Source organism: Methylovirgula sp. (assembly GCF_037200945.1).
GTDB lineage: Bacteria > Pseudomonadota > Alphaproteobacteria > Rhizobiales > Beijerinckiaceae > Methylovirgula.
The window spans coordinates 1,642,368-1,665,890 of record NZ_JBBCGP010000001.1; the positions used below are offsets into that span (position 1 = coordinate 1,642,368).

Annotated in this window: 22 protein-coding genes; 10 read left to right on the top strand and 12 right to left on the bottom strand. The window is 59.9% G+C overall.

Annotated elements, in window-relative coordinates:
* Position 1 precedes the first annotated feature (1 nt).
* On the top strand, positions 2-451 hold the full coding sequence (locus WDN02_RS08015; RefSeq protein ID WP_337292987.1) for a YeeE/YedE family protein: 450 nt from the start codon (positions 2-4) through the stop codon (positions 449-451).
* Here WDN02_RS08015 and WDN02_RS08020 read toward each other — a convergent pair.
* Both WDN02_RS08020 and WDN02_RS08025 read right to left on the bottom strand, forming a co-directional pair.
* The gene (locus WDN02_RS08020; RefSeq protein WP_337292988.1) at positions 423-953 is read right to left on the bottom strand and encodes a flavin reductase family protein; all 531 of its coding nucleotides are present in this window, start codon (positions 951-953) and stop codon (positions 423-425) included. The two genes, WDN02_RS08015 and WDN02_RS08020, sit on opposite strands and share 29 nt — an antisense overlap.
* Positions 953-1,426 carry a hypothetical protein gene (locus WDN02_RS08025; protein ID WP_337292989.1) on the bottom strand — a complete coding sequence of 158 codons (474 nt, stop codon included), beginning with the start codon at positions 1,424-1,426 and terminating at the stop codon, positions 953-955. The genes WDN02_RS08020 and WDN02_RS08025 overlap by 1 nt, the downstream gene beginning before the upstream one ends.
* Positions 1,427-1,527: 101 nt before the next feature.
* Between WDN02_RS08025 and bluB the strand changes: the two genes are divergently transcribed.
* Positions 1,528-2,238, top strand: a complete 711-nt coding sequence (bluB, locus tag WDN02_RS08030; RefSeq protein WP_337292990.1) for a 5,6-dimethylbenzimidazole synthase — start codon at positions 1,528-1,530, stop codon at positions 2,236-2,238.
* A gap of 3 nt (positions 2,239-2,241) precedes the next feature.
* Here the strand turns inward: bluB and WDN02_RS08035 are convergent, their stop codons facing one another.
* Positions 2,242-2,901 (bottom strand): NAD(P)-binding domain-containing protein, encoded by a 660-nt coding sequence (locus tag WDN02_RS08035; protein WP_337292991.1) that lies wholly within the window; start codon positions 2,899-2,901, stop codon positions 2,242-2,244.
* Between the two features lie 239 nt (positions 2,902-3,140).
* Between WDN02_RS08035 and WDN02_RS08040 the strand changes: the two genes are divergently transcribed.
* Positions 3,141-4,361, top strand: coding sequence for an MFS transporter (locus tag WDN02_RS08040; protein WP_337292992.1), 1,221 nt, complete (start codon positions 3,141-3,143; stop codon positions 4,359-4,361).
* Positions 4,362-4,388: 27 nt separating this feature from the next.
* Here WDN02_RS08040 and WDN02_RS08045 read toward each other — a convergent pair whose 3' ends face one another.
* On the bottom strand, positions 4,389-6,689 hold the full coding sequence (locus WDN02_RS08045; RefSeq protein WP_337292993.1) for an FdhF/YdeP family oxidoreductase: 2,301 nt from the start codon (positions 6,687-6,689) through the stop codon (positions 4,389-4,391).
* 239 nt (positions 6,690-6,928) lie between these two features.
* On the opposite strand from WDN02_RS08045, the gene WDN02_RS08050 reads away from it, so the two are divergent.
* Positions 6,929-7,357, top strand: a complete 429-nt coding sequence (locus WDN02_RS08050; protein ID WP_337292994.1) for a DoxX family protein — start codon at positions 6,929-6,931, stop codon at positions 7,355-7,357.
* 5 nt (positions 7,358-7,362) lie between these two features.
* Here WDN02_RS08050 and WDN02_RS08055 read toward each other — a convergent pair whose 3' ends face one another.
* The 5 genes from WDN02_RS08055 to WDN02_RS08075 are packed head-to-tail and all read right to left on the bottom strand — an operon-like array spanning position 7,363 to position 11,237.
* Positions 7,363-8,304 carry a glutathione S-transferase family protein gene (locus tag WDN02_RS08055; protein ID WP_337294895.1) on the bottom strand — a complete coding sequence of 314 codons (942 nt, stop codon included), beginning with the start codon at positions 8,302-8,304 and terminating at the stop codon, positions 7,363-7,365.
* A 31-nt stretch (positions 8,305-8,335) separates the two neighbouring features.
* The gene (locus WDN02_RS08060; RefSeq protein ID WP_337292995.1) at positions 8,336-9,391 is read right to left on the bottom strand and encodes an LLM class flavin-dependent oxidoreductase; all 1,056 of its coding nucleotides are present in this window, start codon (positions 9,389-9,391) and stop codon (positions 8,336-8,338) included.
* Positions 9,392-9,429: 38 nt separating this feature from the next.
* Complete coding sequence (locus WDN02_RS08065; protein ID WP_337292996.1) at positions 9,430-10,005, bottom strand: YceI family protein; 576 nt, start codon at positions 10,003-10,005, stop codon at positions 9,430-9,432.
* A complete protein-coding gene (locus tag WDN02_RS08070; protein ID WP_337292997.1) occupies positions 10,002-10,616 on the bottom strand; it encodes a cytochrome b in 615 nt (204 codons plus the stop codon). Before WDN02_RS08070 ends, WDN02_RS08065 begins: the two co-directional genes overlap by 4 nt.
* A gap of 3 nt (positions 10,617-10,619) precedes the next feature.
* Entirely contained in the window at positions 10,620-11,237 is a 618-nt protein-coding gene (locus tag WDN02_RS08075; protein ID WP_337292998.1) for a YceI family protein, read from the bottom strand.
* Between the two features lie 156 nt (positions 11,238-11,393).
* Between WDN02_RS08075 and WDN02_RS08080 the strand changes: the two genes are divergently transcribed.
* Positions 11,394-12,299, top strand: coding sequence for a LysR family transcriptional regulator (locus WDN02_RS08080; RefSeq protein ID WP_337292999.1), 906 nt, complete (start codon positions 11,394-11,396; stop codon positions 12,297-12,299).
* Here the strand turns inward: WDN02_RS08080 and WDN02_RS08085 are convergent.
* Complete coding sequence (locus tag WDN02_RS08085) at positions 12,296-12,853, bottom strand: flavin reductase family protein (protein WP_337293000.1); 558 nt, start codon at positions 12,851-12,853, stop codon at positions 12,296-12,298. The two genes, WDN02_RS08080 and WDN02_RS08085, sit on opposite strands and share 4 nt — an antisense overlap.
* Positions 12,854-12,892: 39 nt before the next feature.
* Between WDN02_RS08085 and WDN02_RS08090 the strand changes: the two genes are divergently transcribed.
* A complete protein-coding gene (locus WDN02_RS08090) occupies positions 12,893-13,504 on the top strand; it encodes a DsbA family protein (RefSeq protein WP_337293001.1) in 612 nt (203 codons plus the stop codon).
* 7 nt (positions 13,505-13,511) lie between these two features.
* On the opposite strand, the gene WDN02_RS08095 is transcribed toward WDN02_RS08090, so the two are convergent.
* Together WDN02_RS08095 and WDN02_RS08100 are read right to left on the bottom strand one after the other, a co-directional pair.
* The gene (locus WDN02_RS08095) at positions 13,512-15,455 is read right to left on the bottom strand and encodes an EAL domain-containing protein (protein WP_337293002.1); all 1,944 of its coding nucleotides are present in this window, start codon (positions 15,453-15,455) and stop codon (positions 13,512-13,514) included.
* Between the two features lie 146 nt (positions 15,456-15,601).
* Positions 15,602-16,576 carry an enoyl-CoA hydratase-related protein gene (locus WDN02_RS08100; protein ID WP_337293003.1) on the bottom strand — a complete coding sequence of 325 codons (975 nt, stop codon included), beginning with the start codon at positions 16,574-16,576 and terminating at the stop codon, positions 15,602-15,604.
* A 332-nt stretch (positions 16,577-16,908) separates the two neighbouring features.
* On the opposite strand from WDN02_RS08100, the gene WDN02_RS08105 reads away from it, so the two are divergent.
* The 4 genes from WDN02_RS08105 (at position 16,909) to WDN02_RS08120 (ending at position 23,521) form a co-directional block, all read left to right on the top strand.
* Positions 16,909-18,153 carry an NAD(P)/FAD-dependent oxidoreductase gene (locus tag WDN02_RS08105; protein WP_337293004.1) on the top strand — a complete coding sequence of 415 codons (1,245 nt, stop codon included), beginning with the start codon at positions 16,909-16,911 and terminating at the stop codon, positions 18,151-18,153.
* A 70-nt stretch (positions 18,154-18,223) separates the two neighbouring features.
* Positions 18,224-19,000, top strand: coding sequence for a hypothetical protein (locus WDN02_RS08110; protein WP_337293005.1), 777 nt, complete (start codon positions 18,224-18,226; stop codon positions 18,998-19,000).
* A 121-nt stretch (positions 19,001-19,121) separates the two neighbouring features.
* Positions 19,122-20,750, top strand: a complete 1,629-nt coding sequence (locus WDN02_RS08115; protein WP_337293006.1) for an SUMF1/EgtB/PvdO family nonheme iron enzyme — start codon at positions 19,122-19,124, stop codon at positions 20,748-20,750.
* 56 nt (positions 20,751-20,806) lie between these two features.
* A complete protein-coding gene (locus WDN02_RS08120) occupies positions 20,807-23,521 on the top strand; it encodes a DUF2610 domain-containing protein (protein ID WP_337293007.1) in 2,715 nt (904 codons plus the stop codon).
* Positions 23,522-23,523: the final 2 nt, after the last annotated feature.

Consider the following 23,523-nt stretch of genomic DNA (forward strand, 5'->3'; position numbering starts at 1 on the left):
AGTGGCGAAGTTCGCGGCTTTTCTCTGCGGCTTGATCTTCGGGCTTGGGTTGCTCGTCTCGCAGATGAGCAATCCGGCTAAGGTCCTCAACTTCCTCGATTTCGCGGGGACCTGGGATCCAAGCCTCGCCTTCGTCATGGGCGGGGCGGTCGTCACGACGGCTATCGGTTATCGGCTGGCGTGGCGGTCGAAAACGCCGCTCTACGACGCGATCTTTCATTTCCCTCAAAAAACTCGGATCGACGCACGCCTCGTGGGCGGCGCGGCGCTCTTCGGCATCGGCTGGGGCCTGGTCGGCTTCTGTCCGGGGCCAGCACTGACCGCGTTAAGCTTCGGCGGCTGGCCGACCCTGCTTTTCGTCGCAGCGATGGTCGCCGGGATGGTGATCTTCGATCAGGTGTCGGCCTGGGTCGAGAAGGGCCTTACGGCTTCTCTGAGGACAGATGGATAATCTCGCCGTCGACAGCGAACGTGCCAAAGCCCCGATGATGAATGGTCTTTGCATCGAATTTTGCCGGGTTCTTCCAGGCTTTGACAACTTCAAGAATGAAAATGCCGTATTTGTTCACGAACCGTGTATCGGTCACGCGGCATTCGAGATTGGCAAAACATTCCTCGATCAGCGGTGCTGAGACTTTCTCAGCACGCGTAGGCGTCAAAGCGAATTCCGCAAATTTATCGGTGTCGCTTCCGGAGCAATTGCCGATCTTGACGACTTTCTCCGCGAGCGAAACGTCCGGAATTGCAATGACACATTCCTTTGTCGCCCGCAGCGCGGCGAAACTGTAATCGCCATTACTGACGACACACGCAATCAGGGGTGGCGTGAAGTCGACCATCATATGCCAGGACATGGTCATGATGTTGTGCCGGCCGCGCCGCGCGGTTGTGAGTAAGACAACCGGGCCGGGCTCCAGAAGCTTATAGACCTCGGGAAGAGGTAGGTCTTTCATCACCGCACTGGCGCGAATTTTTCGTCGGGGAACACCGATACCGTCGGGGTCTGGATGACGACGAAGCCAACATCGGCGGCCTTGTGACACTCGTTGCAGGCGGTTTGCAGGGCCATGAAGCCGCGCCGAAATTGCACGGAATCTTTCGCCGCGACGGCGTCGGCGAGAGTGCCAAGCGGCTTTTCGACCGACGCGATATATTCGAGGGGAATATTGAGATAAAGAACCGCTGCCTTGTCGAACGTGTCCTTAAGCTGCGTAAGTTCGTAATTCGCCAGCGGCCAGTTCTTCGCGTTGCCCGCGAGCCAAAGCTTGATATGGCGCAACTGGGTCAATTCCATCGCGTCGCTGAGCGCGACGGTATAGGATTGGCGGTGCTGATCAAGCGAGGGCGCGGGCTGCGCAAACGGAACTTCGTCGCCGCGCACGGGCAAAACGGTCAACGCAAGAATAGCCGCAAGTAATAATCGCATAGGTGCCTCCGTCGAGCCATTACGCAGATAAATGGTCCGATGCACTTTGATCCGGATCAAGAACAATGCAAAGGTGCGCCCGAATGTCAGGGAGAGGCGCGATGCGGCTTGCCGAACACGGCGATGATGCAGTGGACGAGGCCGATCTGGCGCCGGCGGGCGCCTTCTCGCCCGAGGAGCGCGCGGCCGTCTATCGCGCCATTCATGCCCGCCGCGATGTGCGCGACGAATTTCTGCCGCGGCCAATTCCCGACGCGATGCTCACGCGTATTCTCGAAGCCGCGCATCACGCCCCGTCTGTCGGCCTCAGTCAGCCGTGGAATTTTATCCTGATCCGCGATCAGGCGACGAAAACGCAAGTTCATGATGTGTTTTTGCACCGCAACGAGGAGGCGGCGCAGATGTTCAGCGAGACACGCGGCGCACGCTATCGGCAACTCAAGCTCGAAGGCATCCGCAAAGCGCCTCTGAATATCTGCGTCACCTGCGATCGCGCGCGGGGCGGCCGCGTCGTCCTCGGCAAGACGCATCAGCCCGACACTGACCTTTATAGTACTGTCTGCGCGATCCAGAATCTTTGGCTTGCCGCGCGCGCCGAGGGAATCGGCGTCGGCTGGGTCAGCATTTTCGACCCCGACGATTTGCGTCCGATCCTCGGCATTCCGGCGGAGATCGCGGTCGTGGCTTATCTCTGCGTCGGCTTTGTCGATCAGCTCTTCGTCCGTCCCGAGCTTGAAGCGCGCCAATGGGCGGAACGTCTGCCGCTTGACGATCTCGTCTTTGAAGGCGCCTGGGGCAAAATGCGCGGGTGAAGCTTAGGCGCGCCAGTTGGCCGTGCGCGCGTGCGGTGCATCGGCCAGCGCCTTCCGCAACGCCGCTGCGCTCAGATCGGTGCAATAAGCTGGCGTGCCCGGCTGCTGGCGCCAGGATTCCGCGATCGGGCCGGCATCGAGTGCGTCGAAGCCAAGACTTTCGACCAAGGTGAGTACGATCGCTTTTGCGGCCGGATCGTCACCCGCAACCGGCAACGCGATACGCCCCGGCGAACCGGATTCCTTGCCGAAATCGGCAAGATGCTGCGCATAAATGCTGTTGAACACCTTGACCACGCTATGGCCGATCTGGCGCGCGACCCAGGCGCTCTCCACCAAGCTGTCCTCGATCTCGGCGATACGGCCGTCGCGCTGACGCGGATAATAATTACACGTGTCGATGATCGGAGTCGCGGCCGGCACCGAGGCGAAAAGACCACTGGGAAGCTGGCTGACGTTTTTCATCGGGATCGTCAGAACGATCAGATCGACGCCGCGGACGGCGTCTTCAACTGCAACGGGTGTTGCGCCTGTTTTTGCTGCGACGTCTGCGAGCGTCGCCGGACCACGCGAATTGGCGATGACGATGCGATGACCGAGTTCGGTCAGACGGCGCGCCAGCGCGCTGCCAATGCGTCCTGCGCCGATGATGCCGATCCTCATCGTCCATCTCCCCCTTTATTTATTGTGCACATGATTGCCGCCCGGCATTCTAATGGCCGGGGCGCATTCCATAACTTGGTTGTTCAGACCGCGGCCGCGGCACAGGTGCCGCGAATGTGACATGCGTGGCCGTGGCAGGTCCCCTAGACAGCGGGGTCTCGCGCGACTAGCTACCGCGCAAGAACATATTGAACCAGCGAGGACGCGCAAGGCAAGTCACGGATATTCGCGCGGACTCCATGGAAAAAACTGCCACAGAAACAAATACTTTGTCGCCGGCGCTGATTGCTATCATCGCGGTCTCCGTCGGCGTGCTCGTTGCGAATATCTACTATGCGCAGCCGTTAATCGTTTCCATCGGCAGTTCGATTGGTGTGGGAACGGCGCTCTCCGGTTCGCTGGTCACCGTGACGCAGATCGCCTATGGCGCCGGCCTGTTCTTCCTGGTTTCGCTCGCGGATATCGTCGAAAACCGCCGGCTTGTGCTGAGCGTGATGGGCGTTGTGATCCTCAGCCTCCTGGGCATCGCAATGTCGCATTCGGCCGCGACTTTCTTCATCGCCTCTTTGTTCCTCGGCTTCTGCTCGCCGTCGGTGCAGATTCTCCTGCCGTATGTCGCACATCACACGCCGCCGGAACGGCGCGGGCGCGTTGTCGGAATTGTCATGGCGGGGTTGCTGAGCGGCATCATGCTGGCACGCCCAGCCTCCCTCTTTATCGCCGGCTATTTCGGTTGGCGCACCGTGTTCTTCGTCGCGGCCGCGTTGATGATGGTCACCGGTCTCGCGCTGGCACGCGCGATGCCACGCTATCAACCCAAGACGGGTCATCGCTATGGCCAGGTTCTGGCTTCGATGATCGGTATCCTGCGCGACAGGCCGCCGGTGCGGTGGCGGACGGCTTATCAGGGCCTGATGTTTTTCGCGTTCAATATGTTCTGGACGACGGTGCCGATCTTCCTCGCGCAAAAGTTCAGCTTGAGCGAGCAGGCGATTGCGCTCTTTGCGCTGGCGGGCGCCGGTGGTGCGCTGGCCGCGCCGATCGCGGGTCATCTGGCCGATCGCGGCTATGTCGGCGTCGCGACAGGCGGCGCTGCTGCCGTGCTCGGTCTTTCTTTCCTTGGCACCATCGGCGTTGCCGGCCTGCACGGCCTCATTTGGCTTGCCGTGCTCGCGGTGTTGATCGACGCTGCGGTGCAGGTCAATCAGGTCGTCGGGCAAAATGTCATTTTCGACGTGCCTCCGGAGATTCGCGGCCGCGTCAACGCGATCTATATGACGCTCGTTTTCAGCTGTGGGGCGTTGGGCTCACTGATCGGCACCTTGCTTTATGCGGAGAGCGGCTGGCGGGCGGCGGCCATCTGTGGCGCGGTCGTCGGTTTGCTGGGATTTTCGCTTCAACTCGTCGAGCGTTTCCTAGCCAACAAAAAAGGCGTGGCGAGCGTCCGCCACGCGGATTGATTTGTCTGTTTGCGATAGGCCTTAACGTCAGGCCGCGGCGCTGCTTCCCGCGTGGCGCGTGATCCGCACTGGCACCGACTTATAGGACGGCGTGCCGCTTTGCGGGTCGTGATATTCGAGCGGCACAAGACCATTCGCTTCGGGATAATAAGCCGCGACCGAACCGCGTGCGATATTATACGCGATGGCGGTAAAGCCCTCGAGCCGCAGCGGCGTGCCGTTGGGGAGCGCCGTTTCGACATCGATCGCATCACCGTGCTGGATGTTCTGCGCCGCGAGGTCGTCCTGATGGATGAAGACGACATCGCGTCGGCCGAAGACACCGCGATAGCGATCGTCAAGCCCGTAAATCGTCGTGTTGTATTGATCGTGACTGCGGATCGTCGTGAGCCGCAGGACGCTGCCATCATGCACGATCGGGTCTTCGTTCAGGCCCGTGAACAGGAGGAATTCCGCCTTGCCCGAGGGTGTCTTCCATATCCGCTCGGTCGCCGGCAACGGCAGGCGAAACCCGCCGGGAATTTTTATGCGCGCATTGAAATCTTTGAAATCGGGAAACACGGCTTCGATCTTGTCGCGGATGCGGTCGTAATCCTCGACCAGTTCCATCCAGGCGACTTTGCTCTCCGGCATCGTGGCCGACGCCATGCCGGCAATGATCGCGGGTTCGGAGCGAAGATGCTCGGACACCGGCGGCAGTTTGCCGCCGGAAGCATGCACCATCGACATAGAATCCTCGACAGTGACAACCTGCGGGCCACTCACCTGAACGTCCCGCTCGGTGCGGCCAAGGCACGGCAGAATGATTGATTCCTTGCCGACGAGCAGATGCGAGCGATTGAGCTTGGTCGCAATGTGAACGCCAAGATCGAGCCGGGACATGCCCTCGAAGCTCTGCGCCGGATCGGGCAAGGCAACCGCAAGATTGCCGCCGAGACAGATCAGCACTTTTGAACGGCCGTCGATGATCGCCTGCATTCCCGCGACGGCGTCATGTCCGTGGTGCGTTGGCGGCACAAAGCCGAAGGTCGATTCGATCCGTGCGAGCATGTCGGCACCGGGTTTCTCGGTGATGCCGACAGTGCGGTCGCCCTGCACGTTGGAATGGCCGCGCAGCGGGCAGATGCCTGCACCAGGCTTGCCGATCTGTCCGCGCATCAGCAGCAGATTGGCGAGCTGCTGAACGTTTTCCGTGCCCTTCGTGTGCTGCGTGATACCCATGCCATAGGGGAGGATCGTCGCATTGGACTGTGAATAGGCTGCGGCGACCGATTCGAGGTCGCGACGCTTGAGCGCGCTCGCAAATTCGATATCGTCCCATGTCGTCGCATCGAGATCGGCGACGAGCGCCTCATACCCATTTGTATGTTCGGCGATGAAATCGTGGTCGATGATCATCGCATTGCGGCCTGGGGCGCGATCGAGCGCGAGCAGGGCCTTCATAATGCCCTTCAACGCCGCAGCGTCGCCGCCCACTTTCACCTGATAATAGGACGAGGCGATGTTTTCGTACCCGAAGGTCGACATTTCGACCGCACTTTGCGGATCGGCGAAGCGTTCGAGCGCACGCTCGCGCAGCGGGTTGAAAACGATGATGGGCACGCCGCGCTTGGCGCATTCATGCAAGGTGCCCATCATGCGCGGATGGTTGGTGCCGGGATTGTGGCCGAACGACAGGATGAGGTCGCAATGATCGAAGTCTTCGAGCGAGACAGTGCCTTTGCCAAGCCCGATCGATTGCGGCAGGCCGACGCTCGTCGCCTCATGGCACATGTTCGAACAATCGGGGAAATTGTTGGTGCCGTATTCGCGCGCGAAAATCTGATAGAGAAACGCGGCTTCGTTCGAGGCGCGGCCGGAGGTGTAGAATTCGACTTTGTTGGGATCGCTTTGGGCGCGGAGCACTCCGCCAATCCGCTCAAAAGCCGCATCCCATGAGATCGCCTGATATTTATCGGTCGCCCGGTCGTAGATGACCGGATGCGTCAGCCGCCCGGCGTCCTCCAGCTCGTAATCCGTCCAGTTCCAGAGTTCGGAAACTGTGTGCTGGGCGAAGAACTCCGGCGAGACGCGCTTCTTCGTCGCCTCCCAGGTCACCGCCTTGGCTCCATTCTCGCAAAACTGGAACGTGGACGTATGTTCCTTGTCCGGCCAGGCGCAGCCGGGGCAATCGAATCCGTCCGGCTTGTTGGTCCGGAAGAGGGTCACGCCTGCAGCGCCAGCGTCCATCTGCTCGCGGACGGCCTTGGCCGTCGCTTTCAGCGCGCCCCAGCCGCCCGCCGGGGCGTTATAGCGCTTGACACCTGGAACTTGGCGCTGACGAGCCACGGCATAGTCTCCATCTATGATTGCTGCGCGGGGCTGATTTGGGGTGCCGTCTTTGGGCGCGCGCCAAATCTCCTCTTATGTGCGTTGCAAACCTAATGGCGATGCTCGGCAAAATCCAATGGAACTCTCAAAACGTCATATAGAGAACTTCTATTAAGCTGCCTTATTTGTCTGATCGTCAGTGGCCGGCTGCGGGCCTTGTGCTAAGTTCGCGCCAGCGACGGAAGAGGGGGCAACCTATGAGTAATTCTTACGGTGCAGAAGTTGCCAGCGACGCGATCCTGCTCGCGGCGCGCATTTGTCTGGTCTTACTGTTTTTGATCTTCGGCTGGCAGAAGCTGACCGGCTTTGGCGGGACTGTCGCCTATTTCTCACACACGGGCGTGCCCTTGCCGCAAATCGCCGCTGCCGTCGCGGTCACGATGGAATTTTTCGTCGGTCTTGCCATCGCGCTCGGTTTTTTCACCCGGCCTCTGGCGCTCCTACTGGCGCTTTACACGCTCGCCACGGCGATCATCGGGCATCATTTCTGGAACCTGTCGGGCGCGGCGCAATTCGAGAACGAGATCAACTTCTTCAAAAACGTCAGCATCATCGGCGGTCTGCTCTTGCTTTACGTCACCGGCGCCGGCCGCTTCTCCGTGGATCATAAAATCCGCTCGGCGTGAGGCGATCAGCTGGCGCTGTGCAACCTTTTAATCGGCGCATCGAAATCGCGCTCGGGCCCAATCGGCACGATGCCGGTCGGGTTAATCCAGCGGTGGCTCATGCAATAATGCCGCTTGATGTGGAGGAAATTGACCGTCGGGCGGATATCGGGGTGCTGATAGAGACGGCGGGTAAAATTCCAGACCGCCGGATAATCGACGATTGCGCGCCGATTGCATTTGAAATGGCCGTAATAGACGGCGTCGAAACGCACGAGCGTCGTGAATGTGCGAATGTCGGCTTCGGTGAGCGTATCGCCGACGAGGTAATCGTGGCGTGACAGCCGCCGCTCGAGCCAATCGAGAGTCGCGAACACGCGCTCTGCGGCCTCTTCATATGCCGCCTGCTTACGCGCAAAGCCAGCCATATAGACGCCGTTGTTGAGGCCCGGGTAAATACGCGCGTTCACCGCATCGATCTCGGCGCGCAGAGGCGCCGGGTAATAGTCGCCTTGCTTCGCGCCGAGATGATCGAAGGCCGAATTGAACATCCGGATGATCTCGGCGGATTCGTTCGAGACGATCGTCTTCGTCTCTTTGTCCCAGAGCACCGGCACCGTCACGCGGCTGGTGCAATGCGAATCGGCAAGGACATAGATGTCCCGCAATTTGTCGGCGCTATTGATCGTGTCCGGGATCACGCCTTCGCCGGGTGCGAAGGTCCAGCCGTCCTCAGCCATCAGCCAATTGACGACCGACACGGAGATCATGCCCGCGAGCCCTTTCAGGCTGCGCATGATGAGCGTGCGATGCGCCCAGGGGCAGGCGAGCGAAACGTAAAGATGATAGCGCCCGGCTTCCGCCTTGTAGCCGCGTGCGCCCGCCGGCACGGTTCCGTCGGCCGTCACCCAATTGCGGAAGATCGATGGGGGCCGATGCAGAACGCCGTCCTTGACGACGCCGTCCATCGCGTTCGTCACCCAGGCGCCGTCGATCAATTCACCCATGCGATGGCTCCCCGCTTTGTGCGGCGGCGCGGACGCGCGGCGCGACTTCCGTGCCGAGGAGTTCGATCGACCGCGTCATGACCCTATGATCGAGCGATGCGACGCTCATCTGCAACGTGATGCGCGAAACGCCGCCCAGCGTCTCGCTCGCGCGCAGCATTTTTGCCGCAACGGACTCCGGGTCGCCGACCAGATAAGCACCGTGCGGACCGGCCATCGCATCGAACTGGCTGCGCGACGGCGGTGACCAGCCGCGCTCGCGGCCGATGGCGCCGAACATTGTGAGCCAACCGGGAAAGAACGTGTCGCGGGCGTCCTGCGCTGTCTCGGCGACAAAGCCAATGGCATGAAGACCGACTTGCAGCACCTCCGGCGGGTGGCCGGCGCGGCGGCCTGCGTCACGATAAAGATCGACAAGCGGACGGAAACGTCGAAATTCGCCGCCGATGATCGCGACCATCAACGGCAGGCCCAAGGTCCCGGCGCGAGCAAAGGATTCCGGCGTGCCACCGACGCCGACATAGATCGGTAGCTTCGCCTGCAACGGACGCGGATAGATGCCCTGGCCGTTTAGTGGCGGCCGAAAGTGGCCGGCCCATGTGACTTCGGTCGCGTCGCGAATCTTGAGCAGCAGACGCAGCTTTTCGACGAAAAGCTCATCGTAATCTTCAAACTTGAAGCCGAACAGCGGATAGGCTTCGCCGAAGGAACCGCGGCCGACGATGATTTCGGCGCGGCCTTGCGAAATGAGGTCGAGCGTCGCGAATTCCTGGAAGACGCGTACCGGATCGGCGGCGCTGAGCACCGTTACGGCGCTGCCAAGGCGGATCGTTTTCGTCCGCGCCGCGGCGGCGGCAAGGATCACCGCCGGCGCCGAGTCGAGAAATTCTGGCCGATGATGTTCGCCGATGCCAAAGACATCGAGGCCGACGCGATCGGCCACCTCGATCTCATCGATCAGATCGGCCATCCGAATTGCGGGCGGCGTCAGCCTGCCCGTCACGGGGTCCGGAACATTGGCGGCAAAACTGTCGATGCCGATTTCCACGACCTTCTCCTTCGCGGGCAATTATTTCGCGCAGATAATCACTTCGCACGGTTGGCGACGATATCGATGTCGATCCCGACGTCGAGCGCAACGTAATCGCCGGTAGCCCATTGCCCCTGGCCGATGCCGAAATTGGTACGGACGAGGCTGACGTGGCCCTTGGCATGGGCGCTCGTGCCGTTGATGTCGAGCGCAAAAGGTAGGACGAGCGGATGCGTGGTGCCCCGCAGCGTCAGTTTGCCGTCGGCTTCATAGGTGCCATCCGGCTTCTTGAGAATTTTCTCCGAAACAAAGGTCGCCTGCGGAAATTGCGAAATGTTGAACCAGTCGTCGCCGGGTAAGGCCCCGTCGCGCTGCGGGTCGCCGGTCGCCGCACTCGCAACATCGACCGTCACCTTGATTTGCGACGCGTCGAGATGCGCGGGGTCGAAGGCAATGGCCGCATTAAAGCGTGCGAAATTGCCGTTGAACGGCTGGCCGGTTTGCGAACCGGAGAAACCGAGTTTGCTTTTGGCGGGATCGACAGTCCAGACGGGGGCACCGGCAGCGAAAGCTGCATGGGCGGCCATCAACATCGCGACGGCGAACCCTGCGCGCCATTTGAATTTTGTCATCGAGATGAAGTCTCTTTTATTTTGGCCTGCCGGCGTCCCCACGGCAGCATCCGTGTCAGAATATCGTCGCGCAGGATCAGATGATGGCGGAGCGCCGCAGCGGTGTGCAGCACGAGCAATGCGATCAGCGACCACGCGAGATAGGTATGTGTCAGCGCGAGGATATGCTCGACCGGCTTTTTGTTGTGCAGCGTCGACAGGATGGGGAGATGCGGCCACGGAATGATTCCGTACAGATAGGTCGGGATATTCAGCACCGCGGCTGAGACCACGGCCCAACCGGTCAAAGGCAGCATGAAAAGATAAAAATAGAGCAGCAGATGGGTTGCCTCGGCCGCCTTGCGCTCCACCGGCGGCATCGCCGAGGGCAACGCTGGCGGCTTGTGCATGAGCCGCCAGGCGAGCCGCAAAAACGCTGCCAGCAGGATGGTGATGCCGATCGATTTATGCAGCTGGTAGAGCCGGAAAAGATCGAAGGGCTTCAGCTTCACATGCGTCATCACCAGGCCGATAACGATGAGCGCGAGGATGCCCAGCGCCATGGCCCAATGAAGAAAAATAGCAACCGCCGTGTAGCGGTTGCCTCTCTCTGCGCGCGCGACCGTGGTCATCTTTTACTGCTGAAGCTCGAAGGCTCCCGCGATCGTCAGGTGAACGTCATCGCCGACATAGGGCACATAAGCGCTGACGCCGAACGCGCTGCGCTTGATCGTGCCGGTCGCCGAAAAGCCGACCGTATAGGCCTTGTCGATCGGGTTGACGCCGGCGCCGACGAGATGGGCTTTCAGTGTGATCGGCTTGGTCACGCCGTGGAGGGTCAGTGTGCCGCTGATGATCGCGCTGGCCTTGCCCGCGAGCGTCACCTTGGTCAAGGTGAATTCAGCGGTCGGATATTTCGCTGCGTCGAACCACTTGTCACCCTTCAACTCGTCGTTGAGCTTCGGGACGGTCGTCAGCACCGAGTCGACCGGGATCGTCACGTCGAGCTTATCGGCCGCCGGATTGGCAGGGTTGAGCTTCAGCGAGCCGGAAGCGCCGGAGAAGAAGCCTGAAAATTCGCTGAGGCCGAAGTGAGAGAGCGTGAAGGAAACCTGAGTGTGGTAGGGCTCAACTTTATAAGTGCCGGCTTTGACGGTCGCCGGATCGCGCGCGGGTGCCTGGGCCTGGGCCGAGACCGCCGCGAAGGCGATTGCCGCGGTCAAAGCGCGCGCGGCAAAAATATGCGTTTTCATGGGGACACTCCTGAGGACGCCCGGATCGCGGGGCGAAGGGCGATTTTCCGCCGCCGCTGATGCGGCGCGAATAGCGCGGGTTTGGTCTCACGATTGCGCTCTATTTGAATAGCCGTTATATTTCGATCCTATCCATCTGAATATCCGATAGGTCTCATGCTCGACGGCGTTTCGCTCGATCAATTGCGCACTTTTATCACGGCCGTCGAAGAGGGCAGCTTTTCCGGCGCCGCGCGGAAGCTGCACCGCGCGCAGTCCGTGGTCAGCGAAATGGTCAGCGCACTTGAGGCGCAGATCGGCGTGCCACTTTTCGACCGCAGTGGCCGCTATCCGAAATTGACCGGCGCCGGCACGGTTCTGCTCGCCGATGCACGCGGCATCGTTTCCGGCGTCGATTCCATGAAGGCGCGGGCCCGCGGCATGTCCGAGGGCCTTGAACCGGAGCTTTCGGTCGTTGTCGACGTGTTTATGCCGATCGAGGCGATCACCGCTGCGGCGAAAGAATTTCGCGTGAAGTTCCCGGACACACCGCTGCGTCTTTATGTCGAAGCGCTGGGCGGCGTCTTTCAGCCGCTGCTTGATGGCCGCGCCAGCCTTGGAATTGCCGGCTCGTTGCCATTCATGCCGTCGTCGATCATGAGCGAAGCTCTGACGGAGTTCAGGCTGGTCCTCGTTGCCTCGCGAGACCACCCGCTCGCCTCCTATGAAGGTCCGATCCCGAAAACAGAGGTTGCGCGGCATGTGCAGCTTGTCCTGACGGATCGTTCGACTCTTTCGTCGGGGCGTGAGTTCGGCGTCATATCGCCGTCCACGTGGCGATTGTCCGATCTCTTTGCCAAACACGCTTTCCTGCTCAACGGCCTCGGCTTCGGTGGCATGCCGTTGCATACGGTGAGGCAGGATCTTGAGAATGGCAGACTTGTTGAGCTCAATATCGAAGGCGTGCCCGCCACCGGCCTCATATTGCCGATGCACGCCGTCTATCGGACGACGGCACCGCCGGGACCGGCGGGGCGGTGGTTGATCGAGCGGCTGAAAACCTGTCCCAGCCAAATAGCTTAAAGCGGCACCTGAAACTGCTTCCATTGGATCATCAGATCTCTCAGGTCGAGCTTGCGGCCGTCGATTGTGAATGTCCCGTCGCCGTTGTGGTGCAGCAGGCGTCGCTCCTTGCGTACGCGATCGATCGAGATCGCGACGGCCTCGAGAATGAACAGATTGTATTTGCCGACGAGGCTTGTATCGGCGACGCGGCATTCGATATTGGCGAGGCATTCCGCGATGAGCGGTGCGCCAACCTTTGACGCCTTTTTAGGAGTCAATTTGAACTTCGCGAATTTATCCGTCTCGGCGCCTGTGCAATTGCCGATCTCGACGACCTTGCGGGCGAGATCGACGGTCGGGATCGCGATCACGCATTCGCCAGTTTCTTTCAACGCCTTGTAGCTGTAATCCCAGGGGCCGATGATGCAGCCAATGAGCGGTGGCGTATGCTGCATCACCATATGAAAGCCCATCGTCATGATGTTCGCATGCTCGCCATGACGCGTCGTCACCAGGACTATTGGTCCGGACTCGAGAAGAAGATAGGCCTTGTCGGGATCGATGTTCTCCATACGCCTGCCTCCCCAACACCGACATCGACGCGAGACTTCATGTCCAAATATCTTTTGACGCTGATTGCATTCGTCGCCTTTGCCGCCGCCGCGCCGCTCGCTGAAGCGGACCAGAAGCCCGACCTCGTGACGAGCATTCTCGGCGATCCGGCGGCGCCCGTTGGCGGCAACCCAAAGGGCGACATCACCATTGTCGCCTTCCTCGACTATAATTGCCCATATTGCCGCCGCGCGACGCCGGACCTCGATAAATTCATCGCGAGCGACGGACACGTGAAGGTGATCTACAAGGATTGGCCGATCCTGGCACAATCCTCAATCATCGCGGCGAAGGTCGCGCTCGCAGCCAATTATCAGGGCAAATATCAGCAAGCGCATGATGCGCTCATGGCCATCACATTGCGTCCGGCAACGCTGCCTCTGATCAAGGCCGTCGTGCAATCCGCGGGCATCGATGTGAACCACCTGAACAAAGATCTTGCCGCGCATAACGAAGACATCGGGGCGCTGCTGCAAAGGAATATCGCCGAGGCCAACGCACTGCATCTGCAGGGCACGCCGGTCTTTCTTGTCGGACCTTATCTGATCGCCGGCACGCTCGACGAGGCCGGTTTCCGCAACGCTGTGGCCCGCGCGCGGGCGGCAAAATGATAGCCGATCAGCTGGCCAAACTCATGGGCTGCCAATCGCCGGCCTGACGGGCGATTCGGCTCAGCAATTCCTCGCTCGCGAGCGGTACGCTGAACAGATAGCCTTGCCCTTGTGTCGGCCCGAGGGTTTGGACGAAAGCTTCCTGTTCCCGTGTTTCGATGCCCTCGACAACGACTTCAAGCGATAGATCGCCGGCAAGCTGCGCGACAGCCTTGATGATCGCTGGTGAGGCGGTGTTGCAGTAAAGACTGCTGGTGAATTTCTTGTCGATCTTGATCTTGGAAAACGGAAAATCCAGGATGTAGGACAAGGAAGAATAGCCGGTGCCAAAATCGTCGAGCGCCAGTTTGGCCCCCGTGCCTGTGAGCGTGTCGAGCGTCTTGCGTGCCGATGGCGTATTCGCCAGCAGAAGACTTTCGGTGATTTCAAGATGCAAACGGTTCGGGCGCAGCCCGGCGCGTTGCAGGCTGCCGCGGACCGCAGCAATGAGGCGCTCGGGCTGGCAAAACTGAATCGTCGAAAGATTGACCGCGACGGCGATGTGCTCGGGCAGCCGCACAGCCATTCGGCACGCCGCGTCAAGCACCTGCTCGCCGATGTCGATGATTGCCCGTGTCTCCTCCGCGACCGCAATGAAGGCGTCTGGACGCAGCAAGCCGCGTGTCGGATGATTCCACCGAAGCAGAGCTTCCACGGCGATGATATTCCGGGAACCAAGCTCGTAGATCGGCTGATAGTGGAGTAAAAATTCATGCCGCTCGATGGCGAGCTCGATCTCGCTGCGCAGGGCACGTTGCGCGTGCAAGTCATGCTCCATGTCAGACGCGAAAATGCGGAATGTCTTGCCGCCTGCGCGCTTGGCCTCATAAAGCGCGATATCGGCTTTCTTGATAATGTCGCCGGCGATCTGTCCATTCTCAGGGAAGAGCGCGACGCCGATGCTGGCCGAAGGCGCAAAGACCTTGCCGTCGACGCTTTGCGGCTGGGTCAAAGCTATGACAATGCGCTCAACGATGCGACTGGTATCCACCAAGTCCGCGCCGCTAATCTTGACGAGAAATTCGTCGCCGCCGAAGCGGGCGATGAAATCGCCACCGCGCGTGACCGCCCGCAGCCGCCGTGCGACCTCGATAATGACGGCGTCGCCGGCTGTGTGACCCAGCGTATCGTTGATATCCTTGAATCGGTCGAGATCAATATAGAGAATCGCGAACCCTTCATTCGGCTGCGTCGCGATTGCATGCGCAATCTGCTCGCCGAATGTGTAACGGTTCATGAGCCCGGTGAGGCTGTCGTACATTGCGAGGTGTTGCGTCGCCTTGTCCGCATTGTAGACGGCGATCACATTCTTATGCAGGGAGACGGTCACGGCGAGCGTAGTGATGATTGTCCCCACCAGCAGTATGGCGGTCGCGTTGCCATAGGTGTTGTGCATCGACCCGAAACCGATGATCATCGGGACGATCATCAACATGACCTGTGTAATCACGATGCTCGGGCGCCCTGCGTTGCGGGCGACAACACCCATGGCGTAGCCGACGGCAGCGCCATTGGCGATGGCTTGCGCTCCGGGATATTGGATGAGTTCGTAACAACTCATTCCGAAAGCGGCAGTGAACAGGAACGAAAAAAGAAAAAAGCGGTGCTCGTAATAGGCGCCGTCCGCGCGCGTTTTAAGTTTGTCCTTGTGGCGAATGAAACTGCGAAAAAGAATCGTACGTCCAAGGCCGGACACCAGCGCCAGGGCGGTGAGCAGGAGAAACAGCCGATCCTTGGTTAGCGCGAAGCCTGAGAGGGCAATCGCGGTTCCCATGAAATTCGCCGAGTTCAAGGAAGATTGCGACGTGAACAGCGAGCCGACGAGATAATTGTAAAACTCATCGTCGCGGTGCGCATGTCTCCAAAGCTGCGCCCGTCGCCACAGATGCCAGCGGATGTCCTTAAACGTCATTGGGTTGCGAACGTGCCTCGAGAAATTTCGTTCGCACCCTGCACATAGAATGATTGACCGGTCGTTGTCCGGTATTATTAGATTTTAGGCCAATTTGTATGTGAGCGCCTCAAAATGGATCAGATCACAACGGCGCAAGAGCGAATTCAGACGAGCCCAGGCTCAAGGCTTTTTGTCCTCATTTCGCTACCCTTCGTTTGGCTGTAGAGACGTTGCAGCATGCGGTCTTGCGTGGCGCTGATGCGCTGCAGGCGAGAAATCTCCATGGGGGACAACCTCAGCATGTGGTCGGTCCAGGCTGCTGCCAAATAGCCCAGCTCGTTGCGAAATGCCTCCGCCTGCGGACGGTAGAAAGCCTCAAAAAGGCCGAGCCGCGCAGCATGTATCGGCAGCGTCTCGCTCGCATATTTGCGTATCCACGCCTCACCCTCGCCGGAGGCCGTAACAGCGTCGAGTGCGCCCAAAGCTTCGAACTCTGTTGCGGTCGATTCGGTGCCATTCGATAAAAGTTTTAACGCGATTCGATTGCCGACGCGTCGCGAGAGAACCGCCGAGGCAGAAACAGGGAAATGGTTGAACTTCACTTCGGGATAGCTGAACGAGGTGTGCTCTTCCGCGATCGCGATGTTGCAAGACACCTGCGCGTCGACGCCACCGCCAATGCTTTTGCCCTCGATCGTCACCATCGTGATCGCGGCGCCCGAGAGGCTTGAAGCATTACCGATGACGTCTTCAACCGAGAGCCGCGCGTGCTCCAACAAACCAGCCCTGTCACCCTTGGCGATACAATCCAGGTAAAAATCGAGATCACCCCCAAGGGTGAAAATCGGCCCCTTGGAACGATAGACAAAAAAGCGGATTGGGGATCGCGCGTAGCTCTCTTTTCCCCAAAGCGCGATGACGGCTTTTTGCAAACGGAAGAGACTATCGACAAGCCCGAGCGTGAAAACCGGCTTCGGTTCCGGCGCGAGAGTGACCCAGAGGGTTTTGATCTGCGGTTCGTAATCGAGTTTGAGCTGCGCGAGAGGTCCAGACTTATGGCGGATCGCATCGATCACCTCATCCGAGGAAATCTGGATGTCCTTAGGACGCGTAATTTCTGAAACGGAGACGTTCAGCACGGCAAAACTCGACGTGTTCACATAACGTTAACACATTAGATATGCGCGTTTACAATTTGTAAACCATAATACTCGTCAATTTGATTCAAAATTGATGCGACAATGTTGCTGGCATGCTGCGTCGAAGCGTCATTGAAAAACGAAGCCGTTTGAAATCACGAAAGCTATGCGCTCCGCCGCACAGTTTCGCGCTCAAATCTATTTGAAGAATCTGCATGTCTGTTATGCGTAGTGCGCGCGTTACACGACGCCGCTAGTCGCCGCACAAACTGAGCGTTATGAAGCAAAGCTTGGCACGTAGCCAAAGCGGAGCTTTAAAGAATCGATTCGACATGCAGGGTGTTTTTGATGTCGCGATCGTCGGCGCCGGCGCGGCGGGACTCACAGCAGCGCTTGAGCTTACGAACGCGGGCCGATCGGTCGTTATTCTCGAAGCGCGTGAGCGCGCGGGCGGCCGGGCTCATACGTTCATCGCGCTTGGCGAGATTCCGCTCGATGCGGGTTGCGGCTGGGTTCATTCGGTTGATCGCAACGTCCTCGTTCCGCTGATCGAGGATGCCGGTCTGGCGCTGGAGAAAAGCGCAGCGAATTGGGGCCGCCAGTCCGGCGATCAAGGCTTCAGCGCAGCAGAACAGAAGGCGTTCGCGGAAGCTTATGAAGCCTTCGACGCGCGGCTCGCAGCGGCTGCGCTCAAGAATGTCGATGCGCCGGCGTCAGACTTTTTCGAGCCGGGCGACAGATGGAACGGCCTGATTGACGCCGTGAGCTCTTATTATAATGGCGCCGAATATGATCGCGTCTCCGTGCTCGACTATGCGGCCTACGTCGACACCGGCATGAATTGGCGCCTGAAACAGGGATATGGTGCGGCGGTTGCGGCATTGACGGCTTCGGTGGCGCCGCGTTTTTCCTGCGCCGTTACCGCAATCGATCATCGCAGCGCGCCGGTACGGCTGGAGACCGAACAAGGTCCTCTCGCGGCGCGGACGGTGATCATTACAGTGCCGACGAACCTTCTCGCCAAAGAACGGATCGTTTTCTCGCCGGCTCTGCCAGACAAGATCGAGGCCGCCGCACGCCTGCCGCTGGGCAGAGCTGAGAAGGCCTTTTTCTACCTGGACAAGCCGGAAGAACTGCCTGTCGAGGGACATTTCTTTGGCCGGATCGACCGGGCTGCGACGGGGTCTTATCATACGCGTCCGTTCGGACGTCCTTATCTCGAAGCCTATCTCGGCGGCCGGAACGCTGAGGATTTGATCCGCGAAGGAAAGGGCGCTCTCACCGCCTTTGCGCTTGATGAATTGAGCGAACTTCTCGGCTCGTCGTTTCGTCGCCGTGCACAGCCGCTCGCCGAAACCGAATGGGGGCGAGACCGCTGGGCGCTCGGCGCTTATTCCCATGCATTGCCCGGTCACGCCGCGGCGCGGGGGGCCCTTGCCGCGCCGGTCGCGGAGCGGCTGTTCTTCGCTGGCGAGGCGACCCATCCGTTTTTCTTCTCAACGGTGCATGGCGCGTGGGAGAGCGGGCTTCGCGCCGCGCACGAAGTGCTCGCCGTGCTGCCAGCCCCAATACTTTGACAAAGTCCGCTCGACAGTTTCGGATAAGTTGCAGCCGGTAAATTTTGCTTTCGGGGGGAGGCTATCTCGCATGAGCTATAGTACGGCCGTCCTGATTATTTTGGTTGTCGGGCTGGCTGCAGCCGCAGTGACGCTTGTCGTCCAGAAAGCTGTCGCGGCCGATCTGCGGCGCGAACATCATGAGGTGGGTTCGACCGTCTTCCTGCAGCTCGGCGTCATTTTCGCCGTTCTTCTTGCGTTCGTCTTTAGCGAGGCCTGGACCGAATATAATGAAGCGTCCGCGGCCATCGATCTGGAAGTTGCCGCCCTGCATGGCGCCGCGATGCTCGCTGCCACTTTGCCGCCGCCCGCGGCAAAGGAGATTCTGAACAAGGAGCAGGCTTATCTCGACAGCGTCGTGCAAAGTGAATGGCCGATCATGGCCGCGCACCGTAGCGAAGATATCCTGACCGACCATAAGCTGCGGGCGCTGATCCAGGCGGCTGCCGGTCTCAAATTTAACGACCCCGCCGAAAACTATACAAAGCCGGAAATCCTTTCGCTGCTCACGCAAGCGCATGCGCAGCGCGAAGTGAGAATCTACCAAGCGGGCAGCGGCATTCCCGGTGCGCTCTGGACGGTGCTGATCGGGTTCGAGGCCATCCTCGTTACTTTCGTTGTTCTGTCCGGGCTGCGTTTTTGGACGACGGCCGCGCTCGTCTCTGGGATATTTGCCGCTTCCGTGTCGAGCATTCTGGTCGTGGCCCGGCTGCTCGATTATCCGTTCGAAGGCGCTCTCGCTTTGGGGCCGCATGATTTCATCGCGGTGACAAAGAAGGTGACCGAACTGCTCGTCAGCGGCGGGTGACGCTCTCCGCCGGGCGGCTTTTGTCGGCCCCGGCGCGAAACAATAACATTTACGGCAAAATAGATTGCATTATACGATCAAATCCTCGGCGGATTGACTGTTTGCCGGAGAGTGAATTTGCATGAGCGCGCCGGTTTTTATTACGCATTCCTCGCGCGATTATAAGCAATCGCGGACGATCGTCGACGTTCTCGAGAAAAACGGCATTCCCTGCTGGATTTCCGAGCGGGACATCGGCGCGGGCGACAATTATGGCGACGCCATCGTCGATGCGATCGAGAACGCCAAGGTGATGGTGCTGGTCTTCTCTGCCAACGCCAACAATTCCGACGAGATCAAGAAGGAGATCGCGCTGGCGAGCCAGCGCAAACTGACCGTCGTGCCCATCCGGATCGAGGATGCGACGCCGAGCAAGGCCTTCCGCTATGAACTGATCACCCGCAACTGGATCGACGCTTTCCCGGATTGGAATCAGGCCATGGAGATGCTCACCCGGCGCGTCTCCGTCATCGTCAATGGGGCCGAAGCGCGCTTGCCGGAGCCTGTGCCGAAGCCCAAACCGACGCCGACACCTCGCATCTCGCCAGCCATGATTGCGGCATTGGTTGCCGGGGTCGCAATCATTGGCGGCGGTGCGGCTTACGGGCTTTGGCCGCGGCCGCCGGTTGTCGTTGTGCACAACGACGATACAATTCAGCAAAAGCCGGCGCCTCAACCGCCGCCGGCCAAACCCACTGCGGATAAGACGGCCGTCGTCGTGCAAGGCGATGGCGAAACCGCCCCGGCGGTCAACCCGGCGCCTCTAAATCCCGCTCCGGCCGCAAAGCTGGCATCGCCACCCCCAGCTTCGAAAAAGACCGTGATCGCGGCGGTTGGTCCGATCGTGCCCGTTCAGACGATCGCGCCGCCGAAGTTGGTCAGGCCCGCGGCCCCGGCGATCGCTATCAAGCCGCCGCCCTATAATCTCGCGACAAAGGGCGGCCAAGTCTTTCAGGAGTGTAGGAATTGTCCGCAAATGGTCGTCGTGCCACGCGGCGCGGCCACCTTGGGCTCACCCGCGGGCGAGCCCGGCCGGCAATCGAATGAATTGGCGCCGCATGGCGTAACCATCGGCGCGCCGTTTGCGGTGGGCCGCTATGCGGTCACCTTCGATGAATGGGACGCCTGCGTCGCCGATGGCGGCTGCAATGGCTACAAGCCGGATGACAACGGCTTTGGCCGCGGCAAACACCCGGTCATCTTCGTTTCGTGGAACGATGCCAATGGCTATGTCAAATGGCTCAAAAGCAAAACCGGAGCGCCCTATCGCTTGCTGAGCGAGGCGGAATGGGAATATGCGGCGCGCGGCTGCACCACGGCCGAATGCCCGAATACGCCCTTCTGGTTCGGCGATATTTCGCCCGAGCTCGCCAATTACGATTCGCGCTATTCCTACGAGGGGAGTACGAAAGCCGATCGCGCGTTGGAGACGGTTCCGGTCGATCAGGGCAAGCCCAATCCGTTTGGGCTCATCAATATGCTTGGAAACGTCCAGCAATGGGTCGAAGACTGTTGGAACGCCCAATTGGATTCAGTCCCGGCCGATGGCAGCCCGGTACTCACCGGCGATTGCAGCGACCGGGTCATCCGCGGCGGCTCTTATTCGGACAAGCCGGATGCCTTGCGGGCGGCGTCGCGGGCATGGGACGCGGCGGACGATCGTGAATCGCCGAATGTTGGATTTCGTGTCGGGCGCAGCCTGACGCCATAAGAAGACTGATACAAACTGGACGTGCAATTCGACGGGCGGCGATAGAGAGGTTCGTGATGTTGCGTTTGCGAATGCACCAGGCCGTCCGTGCCTTGGCATGTTTGGGATTTGCCGGCCTCTGCACCTTTGGCGCGGTGAGCGGGGCGCAGGCGGAGACGCGGCGTGCCTTTGTTCTCGGTGTGCAGCGCTATTCCGACTCCGACATTCAAAGCCTCACCCGTTCGGATGCCGATGCAGCCGACATCGCCGGCGATTTGGAAGATCTCGGCTTCGACAAGAAGAATGTCACGCTCGCCACCGATCTGCGAACGAAGGACGATTTCGACAAGAAATTCCAGGCCTTCCTCAAGACGATTCAAGAAGGCGACGATGTCGTCTTCTTTTTTTCCGGCCACGGCGTCGGCGTCGAAGCGACCAATACGAATTATCTGCTGTTCAGCGATTTGAAGAGCCTCAAGACCTACACCAAGTCGCAATTGCTCGATTCGGATCGGCGCGACGATATCATCGCGTTGAAAATGCCATCCTTCCAGGGCCAATACGAAACGGAAGAAATCCCCAAGGACGGCGTTTCGGCGTCCGAAATCATCCAGCAGATCGCGGAAAAGAAACCGCGCGTCGCTTTCATCGTCCTCGACGCCTGCCGCTCCTTGCCCCCGGCGGCGGGCGATATTCGTGCATTGAAGCGCAGCCCCACTTCCGGCAGCCGTCTGTTGCCCGATGACGATCTCCCGAACGGTTTCCTCGTTCTTTATTCGGCGTCGTTCGGCGAGACGGCCATCGAAAGTTTTGGGCCCGGAGACAGGCGCCGCAATTCGCTATTCACGGAAGTTTTGCGACAGGAGATGCAACGCCCAGGGCAAACGCTGCCGCAATTGGCCGACCGGGCCCGGCTTGTCGTTCACTCCTATGCCGAGAAGGGGGGCTATCAGCAGGATCCGGAATATTTCAACGATCTTGCCACCGCCGCCGATTTCAAATTGATCGATGGCGTCGGGGCGGACCGCTTTCCGCTCTCGCAGCAGCAATGCGAAGGCGCGCAGCAGGATTGGGAGCAGATCAGTCAGGGGCCGACGCGCGAAACGCTCGAGCGCCATCGCCGCCGATTCCACGATTGTCCAACGGCGGAGCTGGCGCGCCGCGCGCTCGTCAATTTGATCAATTCTCCGGAAGACACGTCGGCGGTCGCGACGCCGCTCAATCGCGATATCGATGATTGCGATCGGCTTGCCGCCGCGGATATCGATACGGCCAGACCGCCGGAAGTGCCCGGCGTACCGCTCGCCAACATCGATTTCGACGCTGCGGCGCCGGCCTGCCAGAAGTCGATCAAGCGGAACCCGCGCATCGCGCGCTTCCTCTATAATTACGGGCGCGCCGAAGCTGCGGCGGCAAACTCCATGCGCCCGGATGATCCGGCGCGTCAGGAAAAATTGCTGGCCGCGCATGCCGCGTTCAAGGACGCGGCTGAACGCGGCTATGTCGCTGCGCTCTATAATCTGGCGACACTCTACGATTATACCGAATCCGCCGATCAAGATCAGGATGAGGCCAACAAGGACTTGAGTGAAGCCGCCAACCAGGGCTTTCCGGCGGCGATGTATGAACTCGGCTTGCGCTACGAGAAAGGTTCGTTTGGTATTCAGGCCGATTTCGCTCAGTCTTATGAATGGATGGCGAAGGCAGCGGAAGCCGGTTCGGTCGCGGCCATGGTCGAGGTCGCCGAGTCGCTTTGGATTGGTCTGGGTGTGACTCCCAATCCGCGCCGCGCCGTCGATTGGGCGGAACGCGCCGCGGATGCAGGGTCGGTCGATGCCAAAGTCGACCTCGGCCTTTTCTATTATCGGGGCTATAGAATCAACGATGAGAACGGCGATGCGGACGATGCGAAAACAGTTCTGTCCGACAATTCGCTGGCGCTTCTCTGGTTTGGCCGGGCCTCACAGTCGAATAATCCGGCGGCACAATATAACCTTGCCTATATGATGGAGCGTGGCGACGGCCTGCCGATTCCGGCGCCTGAAATCGCCGCGCGCTATTACCGGCTTGCGGCGCATGGCGGCTACGAAGATGCGGAAATCGATCTGGCCGAGAGACTCCGCTCCGGACGTATTCTCACCAATCCGGAAAACGGCGCCAACGAAGCCGTCGATCTGCTGGAGCGGGCACTGAGCCAAGGCTCGACACGCGCCGCGGCCTATCTTGCGGAAATCTATCGCAACGGCGAATTCGGCTATGAGAAGAATCCGCTCAAGGCAATGCAATACGCGTATAAGGCAATCGACCTGTCAGTCCAGGCGGACCCGTCAACGGAAGACGGTAACCCGTTCTTCGAAATCGATGCAGGTATCTTGCTCGCGGAAATGGCGGTAACTGGCCAGGCCAACGATATCAATGGCAAGCCGTTGTTGAACGACGACGAGGTTGCGCGACTGCAGAAATATTATGGCACAGTCAATCCTGACGTGCGCAAAGTCGAAGTCCGTAAGCTGGAGGTCCCGCTTGGCTGTGCCGGCGGTTACACGCGTCCAGACAGCATCTGGGTGTGGGACTGGGGTCGCAAGGAAGCGCCGACGGAGCCGCAATTTCGCAGCATTGAGCGTCAGACCAGTTGCTACGACAACGAGACGCTGCGGCGCACCCTAGCCGCAAGCTTTCTGCTCGCGCGCAAAACCAAGGTTCCCTTCGCCGACCTGATTTATCAACAAATCAAGGAGGCACGAGAGAGCGTGGACAATGGCACCGTCTCGCGCCGCCGCCACCGTTATTGATG

Coding starts and splice junctions, on each gene's coding strand:
- WDN02_RS08020 (WP_337292988.1), bottom strand. CDS start 953: ATGAAAGACCTACCTCTTCCCGAGGTCTATAAGCTTCTGGAGCCCGGC.
- WDN02_RS08025 (WP_337292989.1), bottom strand. CDS start 1,426: ATGCGATTATTACTTGCGGCTATTCTTGCGTTGACCGTTTTGCCCGTG.
- bluB (WP_337292990.1), top strand. CDS start 1,528: ATGCGGCTTGCCGAACACGGCGATGATGCAGTGGACGAGGCCGATCTG.
- WDN02_RS08035 (WP_337292991.1), bottom strand. CDS start 2,901: ATGAGGATCGGCATCATCGGCGCAGGACGCATTGGCAGCGCGCTGGCG.
- WDN02_RS08040 (WP_337292992.1), top strand. CDS start 3,141: ATGGAAAAAACTGCCACAGAAACAAATACTTTGTCGCCGGCGCTGATT.
- WDN02_RS08050 (WP_337292994.1), top strand. CDS start 6,929: ATGAGTAATTCTTACGGTGCAGAAGTTGCCAGCGACGCGATCCTGCTC.
- WDN02_RS08055 (WP_337294895.1), bottom strand. CDS start 8,304: ATGGACGGCGTCGTCAAGGACGGCGTTCTGCATCGGCCCCCATCGATC.
- WDN02_RS08065 (WP_337292996.1), bottom strand. CDS start 10,005: ATGACAAAATTCAAATGGCGCGCAGGGTTCGCCGTCGCGATGTTGATG.
- WDN02_RS08070 (WP_337292997.1), bottom strand. CDS start 10,616: ATGACCACGGTCGCGCGCGCAGAGAGAGGCAACCGCTACACGGCGGTT.
- WDN02_RS08075 (WP_337292998.1), bottom strand. CDS start 11,237: ATGAAAACGCATATTTTTGCCGCGCGCGCTTTGACCGCGGCAATCGCC.
- WDN02_RS08080 (WP_337292999.1), top strand. CDS start 11,394: ATGCTCGACGGCGTTTCGCTCGATCAATTGCGCACTTTTATCACGGCC.
- WDN02_RS08085 (WP_337293000.1), bottom strand. CDS start 12,853: ATGGAGAACATCGATCCCGACAAGGCCTATCTTCTTCTCGAGTCCGGA.
- WDN02_RS08090 (WP_337293001.1), top strand. CDS start 12,893: ATGTCCAAATATCTTTTGACGCTGATTGCATTCGTCGCCTTTGCCGCC.
- WDN02_RS08095 (WP_337293002.1), bottom strand. CDS start 15,455: ATGACGTTTAAGGACATCCGCTGGCATCTGTGGCGACGGGCGCAGCTT.
- WDN02_RS08105 (WP_337293004.1), top strand. CDS start 16,909: ATGCAGGGTGTTTTTGATGTCGCGATCGTCGGCGCCGGCGCGGCGGGA.
- WDN02_RS08110 (WP_337293005.1), top strand. CDS start 18,224: ATGAGCTATAGTACGGCCGTCCTGATTATTTTGGTTGTCGGGCTGGCT.
- WDN02_RS08115 (WP_337293006.1), top strand. CDS start 19,122: ATGAGCGCGCCGGTTTTTATTACGCATTCCTCGCGCGATTATAAGCAA.
- WDN02_RS08120 (WP_337293007.1), top strand. CDS start 20,807: ATGTTGCGTTTGCGAATGCACCAGGCCGTCCGTGCCTTGGCATGTTTG.